Here is a 19,500-nt window from a genome sequence, read left to right on the forward strand (position 1 = left end):
TCAGCTTAGCAAGCGATCCAACTCTTGTTTAACGATTTGATAACACTCGCAAGAGGCGGCTTCCAACCCAAGGCGATCCAGAATCGTTATCTTGCCCCGACGGTAGCGGATTAACCCTGCTTTCTGAAGAGTAGCGGCAACGACACTGACACTGGCACGGCGCACCCCTAGCATTTGAGCCAGGAACTCTTGCGTCAGGGGAAACTCACCGGACTCTACCCGATCTTGACACAGCAGCAGCCAACGGCAACAGCGCTCTTCTACTGAGTGCAGACAATTGCAGGCAACCGATTGGGAAATCAGGTTCATCAGCGCTTGGGTGTAGCGCAACAACAAGCTGTACAATAGAGTGGCGGGCGTAACTTCCTGTTTAAACACATCCGCCTTCATCCGCAGGGCATCACCCACAATTTGCGTTATGGCTTGACCAATCATTCTATCAGTTCCCAGCAATAGGGGAAGGCCAACCATTCCTTCATTGCCTACTGTAGCCGCTTCGACTGTCCCGCCGTCTTCCGTGAGGTTGACTAATGAAATGATGCCACTGTTCGGAAAATAGACATACTCGATGGGTTCGTTAGGCATGTATATGATTTGCTTAAGAGTTAGGGAAACTTTCTCCAGATGAGGCAGAAGGCGTTCATATTCTGAGTCAGGTAAGGCCGACAAAAGTCGGTTTCTAATTTGATGACGGCAGGTTTGAGACATTGAGAGTAGGAAGATCGAGTTAGTCTGTCTAGACTTGACAATTGACTCTATAAGTACGGTTTATACAGAAATTTTAAACAGCTTGCTGGCGGGGATTCCACTTCAGTCAATAACCCAGCATATCTGTAAGGGAAGCTATTAAAGGATGAAATTTTTGCAAATAGTTGAGGTATCATAAATTACATTCCAACCTCCGGAATGAAGATTAATTTTTGTACGATATCGGACAGACACGCGATCTGGCCCATATTAGATTAGATAACAGACAAGCGTAACGGTATTTGCTGGCTGAGTAGTATAGAGATGATGGCAAACTATCAAAACCTGAAAATTTCTCAGCAAACCAAAAACCTGATTGAAAAACTTCTGCTCGGAAAATTTGCTGTGTCTGAAATTGCCAGAATCACAGGTATTCCCGAGCAAGGGTTACAGAAATATGTTATTGAAAACGAGCAGGTTCTGGCTCAATAGGGGTTGAGAAAAGTATAAAAAAGGCTCGATGAATGACCCTTAATATTTGTAAATGTAGTATCCTAGAGGGATCGATTTCCTGAATTTAAGGAAGTTTCCTTTTATTTGAGCCATCATACAACTGATGTATTTTTACCGAAGAGGAGGCTCCATCTTCGGCTTTTATGTTTTTTATTTTTAAAATTCCCTTCAAGACATTTCTACCCCTCGTAAAAAGTAATTTATACCCAGAGATTGAGGTTGCTTTTGACAGCAATTGATAATTTTAGATAAGAAATAACGATTTTTTCGATTAATTGTCCTAGCTGGGATTTACACCTTTGTTTTTTCAAGGACTTTCGCTTAACTTATCAAGGTTGGCGTACCTAAATTCTGAACCTCTATGACATTAATAACTCACGCTTTTTAGCAACCTAATGATTCAACCATCAAGTCATTGATGGTCTTCAATAATTGAGGAATGAGAGGCTCAGAGCCATAAATAGATTGGCACTCAGCAATCGTTGATTCTAACCAATTATTACTTCTCCCCGAAACTCAATCTATGTACATCGCAACACTCTGGCCGGGTAAAGTCTATCCTTTGGGTGCAACCTGGGATGGCAAAGGCACAAACTTCGCTCTGTTCAGTGAAAATGCAACAGGAGTCGAACTTTGTTTATTTGACAAAGACGATGAAGAGACGCGCCTAGAACTGACTGAAGTCAGCAACTTCGTCTGGCACGGCTATGTGCCAGGAGTAGGGCCGGGTCAACGCTATGGGTACCGAGTGCATGGCCCTTATGACCCTCAGAATGGTCATCGCTTTAACCCCAACAAACTGCTGATTGATCCCTATGCAAAGGCAATTGATGGCGATATTGGCAATGGGCCAGAATTGTTTGGGTACTCTTGGGATTCTCCTGAAGAAGACCTATCTTTTTCTGATCTAGATAGCGCCCACCTGATGCCCAAGTGTGTTGTCGTCGATCAGTCCTTTGATTGGGGCGATGACAAGCTGCTGAAAACACCGTGGCACGAAACAGTCATTTATGAAACCCACGTCAAGGGTTTTACCAAGTTGCACCCGGATATCCCGGAAGAGTTGCAGGGTACCTATGCGGGACTCGCCCATCCAGCGGCGATCGAGCATCTTCAGGCGATCGGAATTACAGCGGTTGAGTTGCTACCAGTGCATCACTTCCTGGCGCGTCCCGGACATCTTGTTGATAAAGGGCTAAACAATTACTGGGGCTACGATTCCATCAACTATTTGGCTCCCCACTCCAGCTACAGTGCAGACAAAGTGCCGGGGGGGCAGGTCAAAGAGTTTAAGGAGATGGTCAAGGCGTTGCACTTTGCCGGGATCGAAGTGATTCTGGATGTGGTCTATAACCACACGGGGGAAGGCAATCACATGGGGCCGACTCTGTCGCTTCGAGGCATCGACAATGCCATTTACTACCGTCTGATGGAAGATGATCCCCGTTACTACATGGACTTCACTGGCTGCGGAAATTCTCTAAACGTGCGCCAAGCCCAAGTCCTAAAGTTAATCATGGATAGTCTGCGCTATTGGGTGACGGAGATGCATGTCGATGGCTTCCGCTTCGATCTAGCTTCGGCGTTGGCGCGAGAACTGTTTGCGGTGGATAGCCTATCCGCTTTCTTTGACATCATTCACCAAGACCCAGTGCTAGCGGATGTGAAGCTGATTGCAGAACCTTGGGACGTTGGAGAAGGTGGCTATCAAGTGGGGAACTTCCCAGTCCTTTGGTCGGAGTGGAATGGTCGGTATCGGGATACCGTGCGGGACTTCTGGCGTGGTGAGGAGAGTGGCTTAGGGCAATTTGCTTACTGTTTCACGGGTAGCCCCGACCTGTATCAGATTAATGGGCGCAGACCGAATGCGAGTATTAACTTTCTTACAGCCCACGATGGCTTCACCCTGAACGACCTGGTTAGCTACAACGAGAAGCACAATGAGGCGAACGGGGAAAACAGCCAGGATGGAGAAAGCCACAACCGTTCTTGGAATTGTGGGGCGGAAGGTGAAACGGACGACCCCGAAGTGCTGAGGTTGCGGGAGCAGCAGCGGCGGAACTTCCTCGCCACCCTGATGCTGTCCCAAGGCATCCCCATGTTGCTGGGGGGAGATGAAATGGGGCGCACCCAACGGGGCAACAACAATGGCTACTGCCAGGACAACGAGCTTTCTTGGTTTGATTGGAACTTACCACAGGGAAATGCCGATCTGTTGAAGTTTACCAGTCAGCTAATCTACCTCCGCCGTCAGCATCCGGTATTTCATCGGCGTAAGTGGTTTCAAGGTCGAGCGATTCACGGCTCAGGCATCACTGATATCGCTTGGTTCAATGCCGATGGCGGTGAGATGACGGATGAGCAGTGGGAAGTGGGTTATGCCAAGACTCTTGCAGTTTTCTTGAATGGACAAGAGATTCCCGCACGGGGTTCCAAAGGGGAGCGCATTATTGATGATGATTTTCTCCTGTTCTTTAATGCCCACTATGAAACGGTTGAGTTTACTCTACCAGAGGGGCTGCGGGATAGGCAGTGGGGTGTTGTGATTGACACTAAAGAGCCTCGCTTCCTTAGTGAGGAGCAAGTGTTCACCGATACTCAAGAGGTGCCAGTTACAGGGCGATCGCTCGTGGTGTTACGCCGTGTGAGTTAATCAATCTCTTTCCCCAGGTATAAGAAAACAAGCCTGAGTGGACGTTAATCTCAAGAATGGTAGATGTGCATGATCATCGTGCAGCTTCTTTAACTTATATGCATACATGGGGCGATCGCGGTTTTTCAAGCCATGATCGCCCTTTCAATGAAAATTGATACATTCCTTATACGGCGAGGGAAAAATATTTTGGCAGTTCAGGCTCATAGCCAGTAGAGTAAACGTCAACAATCCTAGAGCGCAAACGTTGACTACTGGCACAAAGGATGAATCACATCTTTAGAAAACTCACTGGCTGGACTGCAACCCTGACTCTACTCGCCCTCGTAACGGCGTGTTCTTCCACTGAGCCACCGCAGGACACGGCGAAATCGACGCCTACTTCTACACAAAGCTCCAGTAGTAACCCTTCAGTTCAGGAGTCTAGCGTACAACCTTCAACAGCCCCCCTACCAAAAACCACTCATAACATGGGGGAGGTCGTTTCAGTAAAAGACAAAAACCTCAGTTTGCAATTTCAAGTCAACGGAATCCGCGAACACCCAGGAAAAGGAGTGATTCAACCCAATTCAGGCCATAAGTGGATTGTCGTATCGACGACCATTGCCAACAAAGGACAGGAAGCCAAAACCTTTTCGGTTGTATCCTTTGAACTGATGGATAGTCAAAATAATCCCTATGAGGTTGCTCTATTGGCAGGGGCGTTGGAGGATGTGAAAAGCCCTACAGGTTCAATCAAACCGGGGGATCAGCGACGCGGTGAGGTTGCGTTTGAAGTCCCAGAGAATGCTCAAGGGCTGCAACTGCTTTTTCAACCCAATCGGGATACTTGCGAAGCAGTAGCTAGGCAGCCAAAGACATCAGAAACAGTCAATTGTGAGCCAGTTGCCATCAAGCTCAAATAACCCCCTGATCTAGCATTGAGTCTTTTGGAAGATACAGATATGACGCTTCGACGGTCTTAATCTTTAGCAAACGATGAGGGAGAACTGCGATGAAAAACGTAATACTGGTGACATTACTTTTAGGGAGTTTCGCCGCTGGATGCCAGGATGCAGGCGTGACTGGAAGCTCTAAGCCAGGTAGCACATCCTCCAGTTTAAATGCGATCGGTTCGCCAACCTCAAAATCATCAAGTCAGTCGGAGGCTCAATTGTCTGCTTCCAAGCGGAGTCCAGTGGCGGCTCCCCAGAGTGTGGCTGAGGCACAGCAGACTTGTGATATTACGGCCTTTGTGATTGATAAAGACCCAAAAGGATTAAATGTGCGTTCTGCGCCTGGTGAGAGCCAGAAGATTGTTGGGAATTTGCCCACCACAAAGATTGGGGTAATTGTGGATATTACAGGTTCTAAAGGAAATTGGGTGCAACTCTCCAAAGCGGAAAGCCCTGACAAAGTAGAATTCCAGGGAACCGGCTGGGTTTACTCTCAACTGTTGGGTACCAGTACTCGTGGTTATGGGACTCAAGGTGTCTCTGTCTATAAGAGTGCCAATACGCAAAGCTCGGTCATGGGACGTATTCCACCCGCAACCGGGGTTAAACTTTTAGGGTGTAGCCAATCTTGGGCTTTGGTTGAACATGAAGGGCTAAAAGGATGGATTGAACCGGAAGCTCAGTGTGGTAATCCCTTATCCACCTGCCCGTAATTCGGTAAATGAACAGGGTGCGCTCGCATATCCTGTATGTAGCGCGATTGGCAAGAGCTAGTGACGAAGGCGATCGCATATCCTGTATTATCGCTTCTACAAAGGCAGATATTCGACGCGGTTGGCTAAATCTTCAGGGTCGTAGACTTTAGCAATAATTTCCAAGTCCCGTACACAATCACCAATTGGAATAAGCAATTGATGGGCGTAGATGACACCAGAAAAGACTATTCCCTCAATCTGGCGGCGATGTGCTTCTGCCAAAAAATCATCGTCTCGCGAAAACATGATCCGTCCAAGTTCAGTGGCACCGTCGAGTAAGATCGGGTCAGGTGTGCCAAGCCGTTCGTCTTCTTGGACAGTAAAAACATCTATACCCCGCAGACGTAACCCAGTGGTAATTTGTCGAGGGACTTGCTCATCCATGTAGAGAGGTATACTCACTTCAATAGCCCTTGCTTCCGCAGTTTAGCAGCTAAAGGGGACGGGCCTGCTTCCCGTCGTAACCGTTCGGCAAACTCGAAGCGTCGCTGGATATCTGCATCAATTTCCTCTTTATGATCCCAGTAATAAGCTAGTAGAGTGTCAAGTTTGATTTGATGGGTGCTTATCCTGCTCGTAGTAAAGGCTGAAGCGCTAAAGCTCTCACTACAAACCTATCAAAACTTAGTTGACAGACCACTAGTGAGGAATGAATTTTACTCAAAGATACATGAGGATACTGAAAGTGTAATTCTTCAGGACTCCAACCGTAAGCCATTACAGATGTGACTAACTCGACAACTTTCATTGTGGTTCCAGCAATAATAGGGACGTTGTTTTTGTCGAGTTGCACGTATTTATATTCGGTATTTGTGAGTGTCATAGTGTTTGGTCGGTTGATTTAGGAAATATTTTATCGTTGGGGAGCTTGGGAGGTGCGATCACGCGTCGATATCCTAACTGCATGAGATAGGCGATCGCATAGTCTGTGTGTAGCGCGATCGCACGTTGATATCCTAACTGAATGAGAGAGGCGATCGTATAGTATGTGCGTAGCGCGATCGCTCCCTCGTCAAGTTTGGGCACTCTAAAAATAGAGTCCCTTATTTTGGTGAGTAATGAGTAACAGTCCTAATCAACCGCGTCCCAATGATGCTGTACTTGGCAGTCAATCTTCGCCCTCAACAGGTGCTGTCCTGGGTGGACTAGAAGGAGTTAAACGGCGGTTGGCTAGTGAGTCTGAGGAGTTAAGAATCGCTGCACTAAAAGATGCTTGCAAGTATGGTCAAGAGGGCCTTGACCAAGTGATTCGGATTGCGAAGACTGAAACGGGAGCCGTGCACCGGATAGCTGATGATTTGCTCTGGGAAAGCGTTGATGAAAAAGAAAAATCAGAAGTAGGAGAGAACTACAATCGTCTGCGCGACCTATTGGTTGCCGGAAAGTGGAAACTAGCCGATCAGGATACGGGTGACAAAATGCAGAAAATTGTGGGTGTTCGGATAAAAGAAGTATTGGAATTACCGATATATGCGTACTCCCGCAATAGGCGGAAACAGGTGCAGACTTCTTTAAGGGCAAGGGTGCAAACCTATCTTGAACCCGAAGATATCAAGAAGTTTCCCTGTAAAGATCTCCGCACGATCAACCAGCTATGGGTACGCTACAGCAATGGTCGCTTTGGCTTCAGCGTACAAAAACAAATATGGATAGAGGAAGGTGGTAAGCCTGGGATTGATCACGAAGAAAGCTACCTCAAGTTTTGCCAGCGCGTTGGCTGGAGAGGCAACCTTGGCATGACTTTTACGGCAAATGCTCCTATAGGGCATCTCCCTGTGGGGGGTGTCCGATACGATGCAGAGCGAATAGAAGATTTAGGTAGAAGTTTGATCTCTTCTCCAGAGCAAGTCTTTGCTCTCGTGTCGAGGCTTAGGGAGTGTAATATCTAAAAAATTTGCTAGCGCAAAAAGTGAGTAGGGACGCAAAACTTTGCGCCCCTATAAGTTACAACTTACAAGTTACAAATCTTTTTGACAGAGAAGAATATAAATCACCCAGCCTCCCCGTTCCTAACCAATACAAATGGTTTGAACACGCATTTGCTATATGACTAGGGCGGATGTCTACTGTCAGCTTGCAAAAGGTCAGCCATCGTTCATAATCGTCAGAAATCTCTTCTACACTTTCCCAAAGGCGCTTCTGCACACTAAAGCCAAAACGCCCACCACTGTAAAGTATCCAAAGTTGGTCAATGATGTAAAGGTCTTGGCAGGGGAATTGTTCAATAGATTCAATAGTGAGATAACTATTGATAAAATCACGAGTTTTATATCGACCAGTAGCCTTCAGCATGACCCTGTACGTTTCTTTGTCAGCCTCTTGCCACTGCCTGGTTGCCAGTAAGTCACGCAGTCGGGTATAGTCCACACCGACTTCTGAATGCAGAGGAAAGGTTTGGTCAGTGAATTGAACTTGTTGAATGCTCAGAGAGAACTCAGCTACGCTGTTATCAGGTATTTCTGAATCAGAGGTTGCTTCTCGACTCTGCCAAGCTTGATAAAAAGCTGGGTAGGTCATGTTTTGGGCGCAGCGCCAAATGACATCATGGCAAGCACTGTAAAAAGAAAAATTTTCTTGGTAATGCTGATCTGTCATGTAATGCTTTAAGGCTGTTACTACCTTTGGAAACAGGTTGCCTTGCAGGATTAATTTCAAGCTATTAGCTACTACCTCATCTTCATCCCAGCCATTCAGAATCAATTCCACTAAGGTGTTGATTGCGATTTCATTACCAGGGTCGATTTTGCCTAAAATCTCAGCCACTACCTCATCTTCATCCCCACCATTATGAATCAGCTTGACTAGAGCAGCGATCGCCTTCTTGTTACCTGTACCAATTTCCCCTAAACTCCTAACTGCTTCTGAAATAATCTCCCAATCCTCAGCAGTCTCAATTAGCTCTACTAGGGTCGCGATCGCCATTTCATTGGCTGGGTCAATCTTTCCCAAACTCTCAGCTACATGGCAACGAGCGTTCTCGATGTATTGCTCCCAATTCGGATGAAGTAGCTCAACTAGAGCGGCAATTGCAGTTTGATTACCGGGGTCAATTTCCCCCAAACTTTCAGCGGCTCGGCTACAATGTTTCCAAAGTTCCCAAATCTCATATAAGTCTATGTTAGAACTTTGCTCCCAACGATCAGTCAATAATACCTGATTGCGGCGGTATTCATCTTGAGATTTGTGAATTATGTGAATGAGGGTATTGATTGCTGTTTCATTACCTGGATCGATTATCCCCAAGCTATAAGCTGCGACCCAAAGAGTATATTCATCAATCTCCTCATCCTGAATCCACTTAACTATGAAGTTAATCGCGGCTTCATTGCCAGGGTCAAATTTCGCCAATGTCTTAGCCGCCTCCAAAGTGTTTTCTCCCTCGGAAGCAGTCTGAAGCACATCAACAAGGGTGGCAATTGCAGTTTCTTTACTTGGGTCAACTTGCCCTAGTTTAGAAGCCGCTCTCACACGATCTTCTTCCCACCAGTCAGGCTGAATACGTTCTGATAGAAAAGCGATCGTGCTTTGATTCGTAGGGTCAAATTGCCCCAAGAGCAAAGCCACTTCTTCACCGTAGGCTACGGAGTTCTGTTGTAGTAGATCGACTAATAAGGCGATTGCTGTTTCCTGATCAGTCTCTTTCAATATCTCCCTGGCAGCCTCCATTGGAGGAACAGACTTCTGCCATTCGCTTCCCATCCATTTGAGCATATTCTCAGAAGTTTGTCTGGCAGGGAAATATCCGTAGTATTCTATCGGTTCTCTTTCAACAAGGATATTGATGCTAACGATACAGTGACTACAGAAGCTCCAATCAACAAGCAATCCTATAATTGCATCACGTAAGCTACAGTCCCTAAATTCAGCAATTCCGGCAGCGGCTAGAAGATAAGCTCGAAGCCGATAAAAATACCAACACCCATCGTCAAACTCTACCAATGCTTTTATAAGCTCTTCTTTCTCTTGCTTTGGCACATCCTCTCGCCCCAGCCATAGCAAAATCACTTCCTTCCACTGCGGCTCGAAAGCCCGATAGATACCTAAGTCTGGATTACCGGGAACATGGTTGAGGAAACAGTGCCAATCATCAATCGCTAGCGCTGCAAAATATTCCTGAAACGTGGGATGGTAGAAAGCATAAACAGGTTCATCTGGGTTTTCTGCTGCCACACCCACCTGATTTAGCCATCCCAACTGTATTGCTAACTGAAACAGTGGTGTATCGGGTTCGCCAAGTACCTCACAGATAAAGCGGCGGGTGAGCCGAAATCGAGAGGAAGATTGAGCTATTGCCTCGACTGCCAATTTTCCCAAAGCTTCATTCAACTCCTGCCGAGTCGCTGAAGTAGTGGGAAAGTATTCTTGTTTCCACTCATAGAACACCTCAACAAACCGCTGATACAGTGTTGCCTTCGTCTTGGGTAATTCTCCTTGTCGTCGCTGCCAGGAGTAACACATCAGCGCCAACCGCAAAGGATTTTTGACTAAATCTTTAATCCGTTCCTTTCCCCGTTGATCTAATGCCGTCCGTAACGCCTTCCCTAACTGCGGCTCACTTTGCTCGAACCACTTGCTAATAAATTGGTTTACTTGATCGGAATCAGGTTTCTTATCATTGCCATAGCTAAACTCCAAGGTGCGATAGGTATCAAACCTTTCTAGGGCATTTTTGCCAGCATCCCAGACATTCAGCCGACAGGTTAGCACCACTCGTGCCGATGACACCCAGCCTGTGGTTAGCTGTTTTGCGATCGCTTGTAAGGGCGCATTGCCAGATGCCTCTACTGTCATTTCATCGACACCATCCAGCAACAACCACACTCGTCCCCGGTTGAACAGTTCCACCAGAGAATCCTCTATTTCTGGTGTGACTCGCGCCCTCTTGAGAGCATCCTTTAGCCAAACACTCAGCAGATACTCCTCTAGCGTTTTCCCCTGCAAATCAGCAAGCGAAACCCAAATCGCCACATCTTGGTCGGTGTCTTCAAACACCCAATCAGCAATCTGCTGCAATAGCGTCGTTTTCCCCGCTCCCGGTTCTCCGATGATGGCAATTCGTTTGCCTTTGCTTTTCGGGCTTAACCCTTGCCTGAGAACTTGCTGGAAAAACTCATCATGCTCAAATCTTCGGGTAACTTCGTACTCTGTTGGCTCGTATAACTTTGACCCCTGCTCTGGGGAATCATCACCTGTGCGTTTTGCCTGTCGTTTGCGCTCCACCAATCCCAAAGGGACATAAACGTCTCCTCGCTCAAAGGTCGTTCCATCTCCAGTCGTCAACGGATTGGTGGTTAATCGCCGTTTTTCAGCTAGCATCCCTTGGCAAACTTGCCGATGAATCAGAAGTTTCTGCTCTGAGTGTGAATTTGCTGTCGGTGGCTCTAACTCCCTGACCTCAACAAATTTCTCGTTCCATAACCAAGTAAATGCCTTTTCCCAAGGAGATTCACCCTTCCGACTGCGACCCTTGCCACTAGAGCGAAAACCAAGCTTATCGCATATCTCACGTAAATAGTCCTGGAATTCTTGGTGCGGCATTCCCAGGTAATTGGCAATCTCCGTATTTTTAGATGCTGCATTTTCCTGACCAAACCGAGCTAGGAAGACCTCTCTGTCTTTTTTGAAAAAACCATACTCATTGGCAACTTGGTTTAGAAACTCTTTCTTGTGTTCTGGCGTTGTGTTCGCTGATTCCATCACAAATCCTTTTGGGGAAGATGCTCAAGCTGACTGACAAGTCGCAGAGGACTTACTTATAGAGTTCCCGTGAATCGCTGCAAAGTAACAACCTTGATGAGAACAAGCCTAATCTCAGCGCTGGCACCATTCTCAACAGGGCGGTTGAAACCGCGTCTACACAAACAAAACCTGCCTACGCAGGTTTCAAAACATCTAATTTTTCTTAGTCCGCGTAGGCGGACTTTGTCTGTATAGCCGCGAATTCTATTCGCTTGTCTTATTTTTACTATTTTTTGGGAATTTTATTCTGAGCTGGATTTTTCTAATCTGAACTTAGTCACAAATCAGTGATTCTCAAATTAAGTAGAAAGCATTTATGAGCTACAAAAAACATCTCAGCCTGATAGTTGAAAGCGATTCCAATAAGAGCAAAATAGGCACTCTGAGAATCGCACCTAAACATAAAGACAGCAATCACGTACAACGCCGCCAACAGCAACGAGCCATTAACAACACCATGATTCAAGTTGCTCTGATGTATGGACGCAAGCACCACTACAAAGGCGCAGTAATTTATACCCTAACTGACCGAATTTTGAGGCAAACCCCTTACTTTCGGCTTACCGATACTCTCAGAGGTCTTCGCGTAGTTTGCCAAAATCAACTGCCGAAATTCCAACTTTTAACAGCTTATTGGCACGAAAAAACTAAACGCCGCGTTCGCAAATAGGTTTGCTTTCTCCTCTTCCTGCAATTTCAACTCTCTCATTTCAACTAACACTCGGAAACAACAAACCCAACTATGGTTTCAACGAACGGAAACGGTAAAACCTCCCTCTCTAACATCAATAAAATCCAAATCGCAGGCGATCGCATCCTCATTCACAACTTAGAGATAGAAGGAAAGGATGCGGTAGACTACCTGCAACGACTACCCGAAAAAGAACGCGATCGCACTTGCATCTCTGCCTTGGAAATCGGTTTCCGCTGCTTAGGAAGCACTCAAAACACTCAAGAAATTGAATATGTCAAACGGCAAATTTCCTCTCTGCTGACTGACGTGGAAAAAGCGATCGCACTTATCCCCGACACAGTCCAGCAGGAATTGCTCAACAAGCTAGGAACGAAAGATGGTCAAGTCTTAGCCCCCGTTCAACGGCAAATTAACGAGGTTTCAGTCGTCACAAAAGAGCGAGTCAACGAAGTTAAAACGCTCCTTTCCCAGGACATCGACCCCTCCAAAGAAACCTCAGTCCTTGGCAACGCCCTCAAAACCATCAAAAACCTGCTAGACGCTACCCGCAACGACTCGGTGCCAGGGGTATTGACAACAGCACTCAAAGATGTATCAGCAGAAAACGGCACACTCGCCAAAGCCGTGAAAACCGTTGTCGTAGAAGCCGTCAAACCGCTTGCCGATGAAGTGGACAGACTCACCAAAGAAATTCGCGGCAAACAGGCAGCACAAGACGCACTGCAACAAACCACCGCCAAAGGCATCACCTACGAAGAAACCGTTGTCGCAGAACTCCAGCATTGGTCGAATTTAGCCGGTGCGGAAGTTCATCACGTCGGCACGGACAACAATTCCGGTGATATTCTCATCAAACTCACTGCCAAATCCATCGCCGCAACAGAACTATCCATCGTCATTGAAGCACGCGATCGCGAATCCCAACCTTGGGGTCGCAAGCAGATTTCCGAGCAATTAAACAAAGCAATGGCGCAACGTGGCGCAAACGCCGCTATTTTCCTGAGTCGTACTCGCAACGGTTTGAGGCAAGAGATTGGCGAATGGGCTGAAGGGGAAAGCGACCAAGGTTCATGGGTAGCAACTACGCACGACCTTCTCACCCTTGCCATCCGATTCTTGATTATGCAGCAACGCCTGACTGCACTGCGAGCCTCCCAACCTGAGATCAATGCGATCGCACTTTCCGATCAAATCCAACGAATGCGAACCACCTTAAAGCGCATCAAAAGCATTAACGATCATCTAACTGCTCTCCGCAAAAGCGCCAACGGCATTGAAACCGAAGCAGAAAGCCTCAGAAATGAACTTCGGGACGCGCTCACCTCAATTGAAGATGCTGTGCGCGACGCCTCATCTGAGATTTAGCCATTCTGGCTCTCCCCTGAACAAGAAGCTACAGGGGGGTTCAGTCTACCCCCCAAAAGTACAAACAATCCACTGCAACGAACAACAACCAAAGCTATGAGAACCATCAAGATAGCCGCACGGCTTGCTACCAGTCTAATCCTCGGACTAACAGTACAAGACCTCAATCTCTCTCCAACTCATGCTCAAGATGCCGGAACTACACGCACCCTTACAGAACCCCCTCGCATTCGCGTCCCAAAAATCGCTACACAACGCAGCACCAAAGCCAACCCAAACTGCCCCTGCCCCTACGATGTCGCCTTTGGTGGCAAAATCTGTGGAGGACGCTCAGCCTATGCTCAGGAAGGTGGAGATGAACCCGCTTGCTATGTGGGCGAGACAACAGCCAGACAGCTTTGGTGGAATAGTCCCAATAACCAGTTTGTGGATCGCCGGCGAATGGGGCAGTAAGCAGTAGTAATCCTGACATCTTGCGCCAGTCGCAATAACCCGCCAGGGGTTTAAACCCCTGGCTAATAGATTAAGTCGTCTAAAGACGACTGGATAAAAGTTTTAGTCCATTTCAACTCACATCTTGCAGCAGTCGCAATAACCCGCCAGGGGTTTAAACCCCTGGCTAATAGATTAAGTCGTCTAAAGACGACTGAGTAAGAATTTCAGTCCATTTCAATGGACTTGGGCTATGAGCCAAGAAATTAATTTCTTGGCAGGTGTGGAGGCTTACTGACAAAGGTGCAAGATGTGAGTTTCAATGGACTTGAGCTATGACGCAAGAAATTAATTTCTTGGCGGGGGTGAAGGCTTACTGACAAAGGTGCAATATCTCAGAATCTCTTCATTCGGGTCAGGACACAGGATGGGCGATTCTCTGTTGATTCAAGGATTCAGGATGGGAGCCAAATCTAGGACGAACCCAGGCAGCACGTCTTCACCAGAAAGAGTAGGCGGTTCGTCCAAGGAAAAATTGAGCGTTTCGACCTCAACCGCAGGTCGGTAAATTTCAACTAAGGGCGTCTGGGGATCAATCAGCCAACCCAAGCGAGCACCGTTAGTCCGGTACTCACGCATTTTTGAGCGCAATTGATCCAGAGAATCTGTCTCAGAACGCAGTTCGACCACAAAATCTGGACAGAGGGGAGGGAATCGCTTCCTATCGTCACGAGGTAAGGCTTCCCATCGTTCGCGCAGCACCCAAGAGGCATCGGGACAACGTTTGGCACCATTGGGTAATCGGAACTCAGTGGAGGAGTCAAACACTTTTCCCAGCTTAGTTTGCTCGTTCCAATTGTAAAGTTTCGCCGTTAGCCCAGCATTGCTGATGCCGCTTTCTCCGCCAGTTGGGGGCATAATAATCAATTCTCCATTTGCTGTTAGCTCCAACCGCCACTCCTCATTAGCCACACATAGCTGATAAAATTGCTCGTCTGTTAGGCCAACAGTGGGGGGGACATTCAGCGTTAGAGCTTCCATCGGTGATGTTCTGTCAACAGGGTTAACTTTATTATGGGCGAAGGACTCTGCTGCGTTGCACGGTGTGACGTTAGGGTAGGATTTGCGAATCACTCGGCGTCAGCCTGCATTAAGGCTTCGCTACAGTGACAATAGGTTTGGCGCTCTGCTCCTACACTGAATATGATGAGAGTTTTTGCCCCTATTCCTGCACCTTGGCGTCACTGGCTAGCGGTCATGCTAGTGATGTTAAGCGCGATCGCATTTTCCTCCTGTAGATTAGCCGACTACAAAACTCAAGCCACGCAGATTCCGCGATTAGTGGTAAGTACGCTAAGTGACCCCAAAACCTTCAATTATGCCCTCAGCAGTGAATCTCCCAATGTGTTTAGCTATATCTACGAGGGGTTAATTACTGAAAATGGACTCACTGGAGCAATTGAGCCTGCCCTTGCCGAACGTTGGCAGATTTCCGAGGACAGGCAACGCATTGTATTTACCCTGCGGGAGGGATTGAAGTGGTCTGATGGCGAACCCCTAACCGTGGATGATGTGGTTTTCACCTACAATGAAATCTACTTCAACGAATTGATTCCCACTACTGTGAGAGATGTCCTAAAAATTGGAGAAAGCGAAGCATTGCCGACGGTGCGAAAACTCAGCGAACGCCAAGTTGAATTTACTGTACCAGAACCCTTTGCTCCTTTTTTACGAATTACCAGTCTTGCTATTTTACCGGCCCATGCCTTGCAGGAATCAATTACCACCAAAGACGCTCAGGGTAAGCCCAAGTTTCTCACGATGCTGGGAACTTCTACTGACCCCAGTAAGATTATTGTGAATGGCCCTTATCAACTGGTAAGTTACGTCCCTAACGAGCGTGTAATCTTCCAGAAAAATCCTTATTACTGGCGGAAGCTTCAACCTTATATCGAACGATTCATTTGGCAAATTGTCGAATCAACAGATACATCCTTAATCCAATTTCGCTCTGGAGGATTAGATGTTTTAAGTATCTCACCCGACTATTTCTCTTTGCTCAAACGCGAAGAAAAGCGGAGTAACTTCTCGATTCACGAAGATGGGCCAGCACCTGGAACCAGTTTTATTGCCTTTAATCTAAATAAAGGTCGAAGGAATGGAAAACCTCTGATCGATCCGATCAAATCTCGTTGGTTTAATACCGTAGCCTTTAGACAAGCCGTAGCCCACGCAATTAATCGTGAGCAAATGAACAACAATATCTTTCGCGGACTTGGAGAATTACAAAATTCCCCGATTTCTGTGCAAAGCCCCTACTATCTGTCACCCAAAGAGGGTCTTAAAGTTTATGATTACAATCCATCGCGAGCCAAAGAATTACTGATAAAAGCAGGTTTCAAGTACAACGAGCAAGGTCAACTTTTCGATGCCGATGGCAATCGTGTCCATTTTACCCTCATCACTAATGGTGGCAATAAAATTCGCGAAGCAATGGCATCTCAAATTAAGGAAGACTTGAGCCAAATCGGAATAGAAGTTGACCCATTTCCCTTGGCATTTAACGCACTTCTCGATAAGCTCAACAATACAATCGATTGGGAATGTTATCTGCTAGGCTTGACAGGGGGGGCTGAGCCAAATGATGGAGCAAATGTCTGGTCTGTCAATGGTGGCTCGCATCGCTTCAATCAACCGGCTAAACCTGGGCAACCGCCGATTGAAGGACGGGAAATTTCACACTGGGAGCGGGAAATAAGTCGCCTCTACATCCTGGGAGCCAAGGAGTTAGATGAAGCCAAACGCAAAGCTATCTATGCGGAAACGCAACGCATTACGCAGGACTATTTACCCTTTATTTACCTGGTTAGTCCACTCTCGATGTCTGCGGTACGTAATCGCGTTCAAGGCATTCAATTTTCTGCCCTTGGAGGAACCCTCTGGAATATTTACGAACTTAAGGCTGTAGATAATTAGTAAGTTATTAATTTTAAAAGCAAGCTGTATTGCTATCTGATCGCTCAAAAAATCTTCTCATTTCCTTTATGATTTCCACTCTCTTCTCCCCCCTTACTCGCTGTCGCTGGTTCTTAATTTCACTGGCCTCTATTCTGATATTTACCCTTACGAGTTGTAACTCAGCAAAACTAAAAAAGGCAGCGGCTCAAGTACCTCAGATTGTTGTCGCCGTTCTCAGTGAACCTTCAAGCTTTAACTATGCCCTGAATCAGTCCGCCTACAGTGTTTTTGGCTTCCTCTACGATGGATTAATCAATGAGAATCCCCTAACGAGTAAACTAGAGCCTGGTTTAGCGGAGTCCTGGACAGAAGACAAGCAGCGGATTGTGGTAACTTTACGGGAAGGATTGAAGTGGTCAGATGGGCAACCTTTCACAGCGGATGATGTTGTTTTTACTTATAACGAAATTTACCTCAATCCCAAAATTCCTGCACCAACCCAAGATGCTCTAAGAATTGGTCAAAGCCGTGCATTCCCCACAGTGAAAAAACTGGATGAGCGACGGGTTGAATTCACCGTTCCAGAACCGTTTGCTCCCTTCTTGAGATATGTGGGTGGCATCCCCATTATGCCAGCTCATATTTTACAGGAATCCGTCCGTACTACGGGTTCGGATGGCAAACTCAAATTCCTCTCCACTTGGGGAACTGAAACTGATCCTCGAAAAATTGTTGGGAACGGCCCCTATGTGATGGAAAGCTACACCCCTAGCCAGCGTGTAATTTTCCGACGTAATCCTTACTATTGGCGCAAAGATGCTCAAGGGAATCCCCAACCCTATATTGATCGGATTGTTTGGCAAATTATCGAAAATACCGACACTCAGCTCATCAGTTTCCGTTCTGGGCAATTGGATGATTTGGAAGTAGCACCGGAGGCTTTTAGCTTGCTCAAACAAGAGGCCAAGCGAGTCGGCTTTAACATCTATAATGGTGGCATCGATACCAGCACAACATTTCTTTGTTTCAATCTGAACAAAGCCAAAAATTCTAAAAATAAACCACTGGTCGATCCCATCAAATCTCGCTGGTTTAATACCAAAGAATTCAGGCAAGCGGTTGCCTATGCCATTGACCGCGAAACAATGAAAACCAATGTTTTTCGGGGATTAGGTGAACTTCAATATTCCTTTGTTTATCCCACAAGCCCATTCTATCTCTCACCCAAAGAGGGTTTAAAAGTTTACAATTACGACCCCGAAAAAGCCAAGCAATTATTGCTAGGAGCCGGATTTAAATACAACTCTCAAAACCGACTTCTGGATGCTGAAGGAAATCTAGTCAAGTTTACTCTCCTCACCAATTCCGAACGGAAAGTCAGAGGAGATATGGCGGCGCAGATTCAACGCGATCTTGACAAAATAGGGATACAAGTCGATCCTGATATTATCAGCTTTAATGCTTACCTAGCAAAACTTAAAAATACACAGGATTGGGACTCTTACCTTGGCGGATTTGCTGGAGGAGGCATTGAACCTCATAGTGCTAGCAACATCTGGACAATTTCAGGAACCTCACACGCCTTTAATCAGGGACCCAAACCTGGCACTTCTAATCTCGTCGGTTGGGAAGCTTCTGATTGGGAAAAAGAAATTGATCGTCTTTATATCCAAGGTGTACAGGAGCTAGACGAGACAAAGCGTAAGGCCATTTATGCCGAATATCAGAGAATTGCCGCCGAACAATTGCCGTTCATCCATTTGGTGGAACGACTGAATCTGCAAGCCGTGCGCGATCGCTTTCAAGGCATCCAATACACCGCTTTAGGCGGCCCATTCTGGAACCTGTATGAACTCAAGGTGACTGATTGAATAGGGAAATACAGCAACTGAAAGCTGACATTTGCTTTGATATCTTTGCCTGAAAGATCAGTCCTGAAACAAGGCATTAATTTCTGTAGAAAATTTTTGTAGAATGACCCAACCTGAAGCCTTAAAATCCTTGTTAGAATCCGTTGCCGCTGGTCAAGTCAGCCCTGCTACTGCCCTCGATAAACTGAAGAATTTTACCTATGAATCAGTGGGGGATTTTGCCAAAGTTGACCACCATCGCACATTGAGAACTGGCTTTCCCGAAGTGATTTGGGGTCCAGGCAAAACACCTGACCAAATTGCTCAGATTATGGAGGCAATGCGGCTGCATAATCCGGTGGTGATGGCAACACGAATTGAGCCAGATGTTTTTGCCCAGTTGCAAGAAAAAGTCCCCGATGTGCAATATTACTCAACGGCTCGAATCTGTGCGTTAGCACCTGCCGCATCTAAACCCACCCATCCAGGATTGATTAGTCTCATCTCTGCCGGGACATCTGACTTACCTGTAGCCGAAGAAGCGGCTGTCACCGCTGAACTTTGCGGGTTTCAAGTGCAGCGCCTCTGGGATGTTGGGGTTGCAGGTATCCACCGCTTGCTGAATAATCGAGATGCGATCGCACAAGCTGATGTTCTGATTGTCGTGGCTGGGATGGAAGGCGCATTACCCAGCGTTGTTGCTGGGTTAGCCGATTGTCCGGTGATTGCAGTCCCGACCAATGTGGGTTATGGCGCAAGTTTTGGCGGACTGGCCCCCCTCTTGACAATGTTGAATTCTTGTGCGGCGGGGATAGGAGTTGTCAATATTGATAATGGCTTTGGTGCGGCTATCTTAGCGGGGCAAATTCTTAGAACAGCCCACAAGTTGCAAAGTCGTACATCAAGTTAAGCAGGTTGT

At 46.7% G+C, this 19,500-nt stretch carries 17 protein-coding genes; 11 read left to right on the plus strand and 6 right to left on the minus strand.

Going from position 1 to position 19,500, the window contains the following annotated elements:
* Positions 1-708 carry a Crp/Fnr family transcriptional regulator gene (locus tag NDI48_11195; GenBank protein ID MEP0831772.1) on the minus strand — a complete coding sequence of 236 codons (708 nt, stop codon included), beginning with the start codon at positions 706-708 and terminating at the stop codon, positions 1-3.
* 303 nt (positions 709-1,011) lie between these two features.
* On the opposite strand from NDI48_11195, the gene NDI48_11200 reads away from it, so the two are divergent.
* The 4 genes from NDI48_11200 to NDI48_11215 all read left to right on the plus strand — a co-directional run bounded on the left by NDI48_11200 (position 1,012) and on the right by NDI48_11215 (position 5,501).
* Positions 1,012-1,179: a hypothetical protein gene (locus NDI48_11200; protein ID MEP0831773.1), complete on the plus strand. Its 168-nt coding sequence runs from the start codon at positions 1,012-1,014 to the stop codon at positions 1,177-1,179.
* Positions 1,180-1,723: 544 nt separating this feature from the next.
* Positions 1,724-3,853, plus strand: a complete 2,130-nt coding sequence (gene glgX, locus NDI48_11205; GenBank protein ID MEP0831774.1) for a glycogen debranching protein GlgX — start codon at positions 1,724-1,726, stop codon at positions 3,851-3,853.
* A 266-nt stretch (positions 3,854-4,119) separates the two neighbouring features.
* Entirely contained in the window at positions 4,120-4,758 is a 639-nt protein-coding gene (locus NDI48_11210; GenBank protein MEP0831775.1) for a DUF4352 domain-containing protein, read from the plus strand.
* An 89-nt stretch (positions 4,759-4,847) separates the two neighbouring features.
* On the plus strand, positions 4,848-5,501 hold the full coding sequence (locus tag NDI48_11215; GenBank protein ID MEP0831776.1) for an SH3 domain-containing protein: 654 nt from the start codon (positions 4,848-4,850) through the stop codon (positions 5,499-5,501).
* 96 nt (positions 5,502-5,597) lie between these two features.
* On the opposite strand, the gene NDI48_11220 is transcribed toward NDI48_11215, so the two are convergent.
* The 3 genes from NDI48_11220 to NDI48_11230 form a co-directional block, all read right to left on the minus strand.
* Positions 5,598-5,945, minus strand: a complete 348-nt coding sequence (locus tag NDI48_11220; GenBank protein ID MEP0831777.1) for a DUF5615 family PIN-like protein — start codon at positions 5,943-5,945, stop codon at positions 5,598-5,600.
* A gap of 163 nt (positions 5,946-6,108) precedes the next feature.
* A complete protein-coding gene (locus tag NDI48_11225) occupies positions 6,109-6,366 on the minus strand; it encodes a DUF433 domain-containing protein (GenBank protein ID MEP0831778.1) in 258 nt (85 codons plus the stop codon).
* On the minus strand, positions 6,363-6,569 hold the full coding sequence (locus NDI48_11230) for a hypothetical protein (GenBank protein MEP0831779.1): 207 nt from the start codon (positions 6,567-6,569) through the stop codon (positions 6,363-6,365). The genes NDI48_11225 and NDI48_11230 overlap by 4 nt, the downstream gene beginning before the upstream one ends.
* Before the next feature lie 32 nt (positions 6,570-6,601).
* On the opposite strand from NDI48_11230, the gene NDI48_11235 reads away from it, so the two are divergent.
* Entirely contained in the window at positions 6,602-7,432 is an 831-nt protein-coding gene (locus tag NDI48_11235; GenBank protein ID MEP0831780.1) for a GUN4 domain-containing protein, read from the plus strand.
* Positions 7,433-7,487: 55 nt separating this feature from the next.
* On the opposite strand, the gene NDI48_11240 is transcribed toward NDI48_11235, so the two are convergent.
* Positions 7,488-11,240 carry a GUN4 domain-containing protein gene (locus NDI48_11240; protein MEP0831781.1) on the minus strand — a complete coding sequence of 1,251 codons (3,753 nt, stop codon included), beginning with the start codon at positions 11,238-11,240 and terminating at the stop codon, positions 7,488-7,490.
* A gap of 358 nt (positions 11,241-11,598) precedes the next feature.
* Here NDI48_11240 and NDI48_11245 point away from each other — a divergent pair, with 358 nt between their 5' ends.
* The 3 genes from NDI48_11245 (at position 11,599) to NDI48_11255 (ending at position 13,794) form a co-directional block, all read left to right on the plus strand.
* Positions 11,599-11,952 carry a hypothetical protein gene (locus NDI48_11245; GenBank protein ID MEP0831782.1) on the plus strand — a complete coding sequence of 118 codons (354 nt, stop codon included), beginning with the start codon at positions 11,599-11,601 and terminating at the stop codon, positions 11,950-11,952.
* A gap of 72 nt (positions 11,953-12,024) precedes the next feature.
* Complete coding sequence (locus tag NDI48_11250; GenBank protein MEP0831783.1) at positions 12,025-13,341, plus strand: hypothetical protein; 1,317 nt, start codon at positions 12,025-12,027, stop codon at positions 13,339-13,341.
* 96 nt (positions 13,342-13,437) lie between these two features.
* Entirely contained in the window at positions 13,438-13,794 is a 357-nt protein-coding gene (locus tag NDI48_11255) for a hypothetical protein (GenBank protein MEP0831784.1), read from the plus strand.
* A gap of 426 nt (positions 13,795-14,220) precedes the next feature.
* Here NDI48_11255 and NDI48_11260 read toward each other — a convergent pair whose 3' ends face one another.
* Positions 14,221-14,814: a Uma2 family endonuclease gene (locus NDI48_11260; protein MEP0831785.1), complete on the minus strand. Its 594-nt coding sequence runs from the start codon at positions 14,812-14,814 to the stop codon at positions 14,221-14,223.
* A gap of 165 nt (positions 14,815-14,979) precedes the next feature.
* Between NDI48_11260 and NDI48_11265 the strand changes: the two genes are divergently transcribed.
* From NDI48_11265 to larB, 3 genes are all read left to right on the plus strand, one after another.
* A complete protein-coding gene (locus NDI48_11265; protein MEP0831786.1) occupies positions 14,980-16,749 on the plus strand; it encodes an ABC transporter substrate-binding protein in 1,770 nt (589 codons plus the stop codon).
* 68 nt (positions 16,750-16,817) lie between these two features.
* A complete protein-coding gene (locus NDI48_11270) occupies positions 16,818-18,602 on the plus strand; it encodes an ABC transporter substrate-binding protein (protein MEP0831787.1) in 1,785 nt (594 codons plus the stop codon).
* A gap of 103 nt (positions 18,603-18,705) precedes the next feature.
* Positions 18,706-19,491 carry a nickel pincer cofactor biosynthesis protein LarB gene (gene larB, locus NDI48_11275; protein ID MEP0831788.1) on the plus strand — a complete coding sequence of 262 codons (786 nt, stop codon included), beginning with the start codon at positions 18,706-18,708 and terminating at the stop codon, positions 19,489-19,491.
* Positions 19,492-19,500: the final 9 nt, after the last annotated feature.

The organism is Microcoleus sp. AS-A8 (assembly GCA_039962225.1).
In the GTDB taxonomy this organism is placed as follows: Bacteria; Cyanobacteriota; Cyanobacteriia; order Cyanobacteriales; family Coleofasciculaceae; genus Allocoleopsis.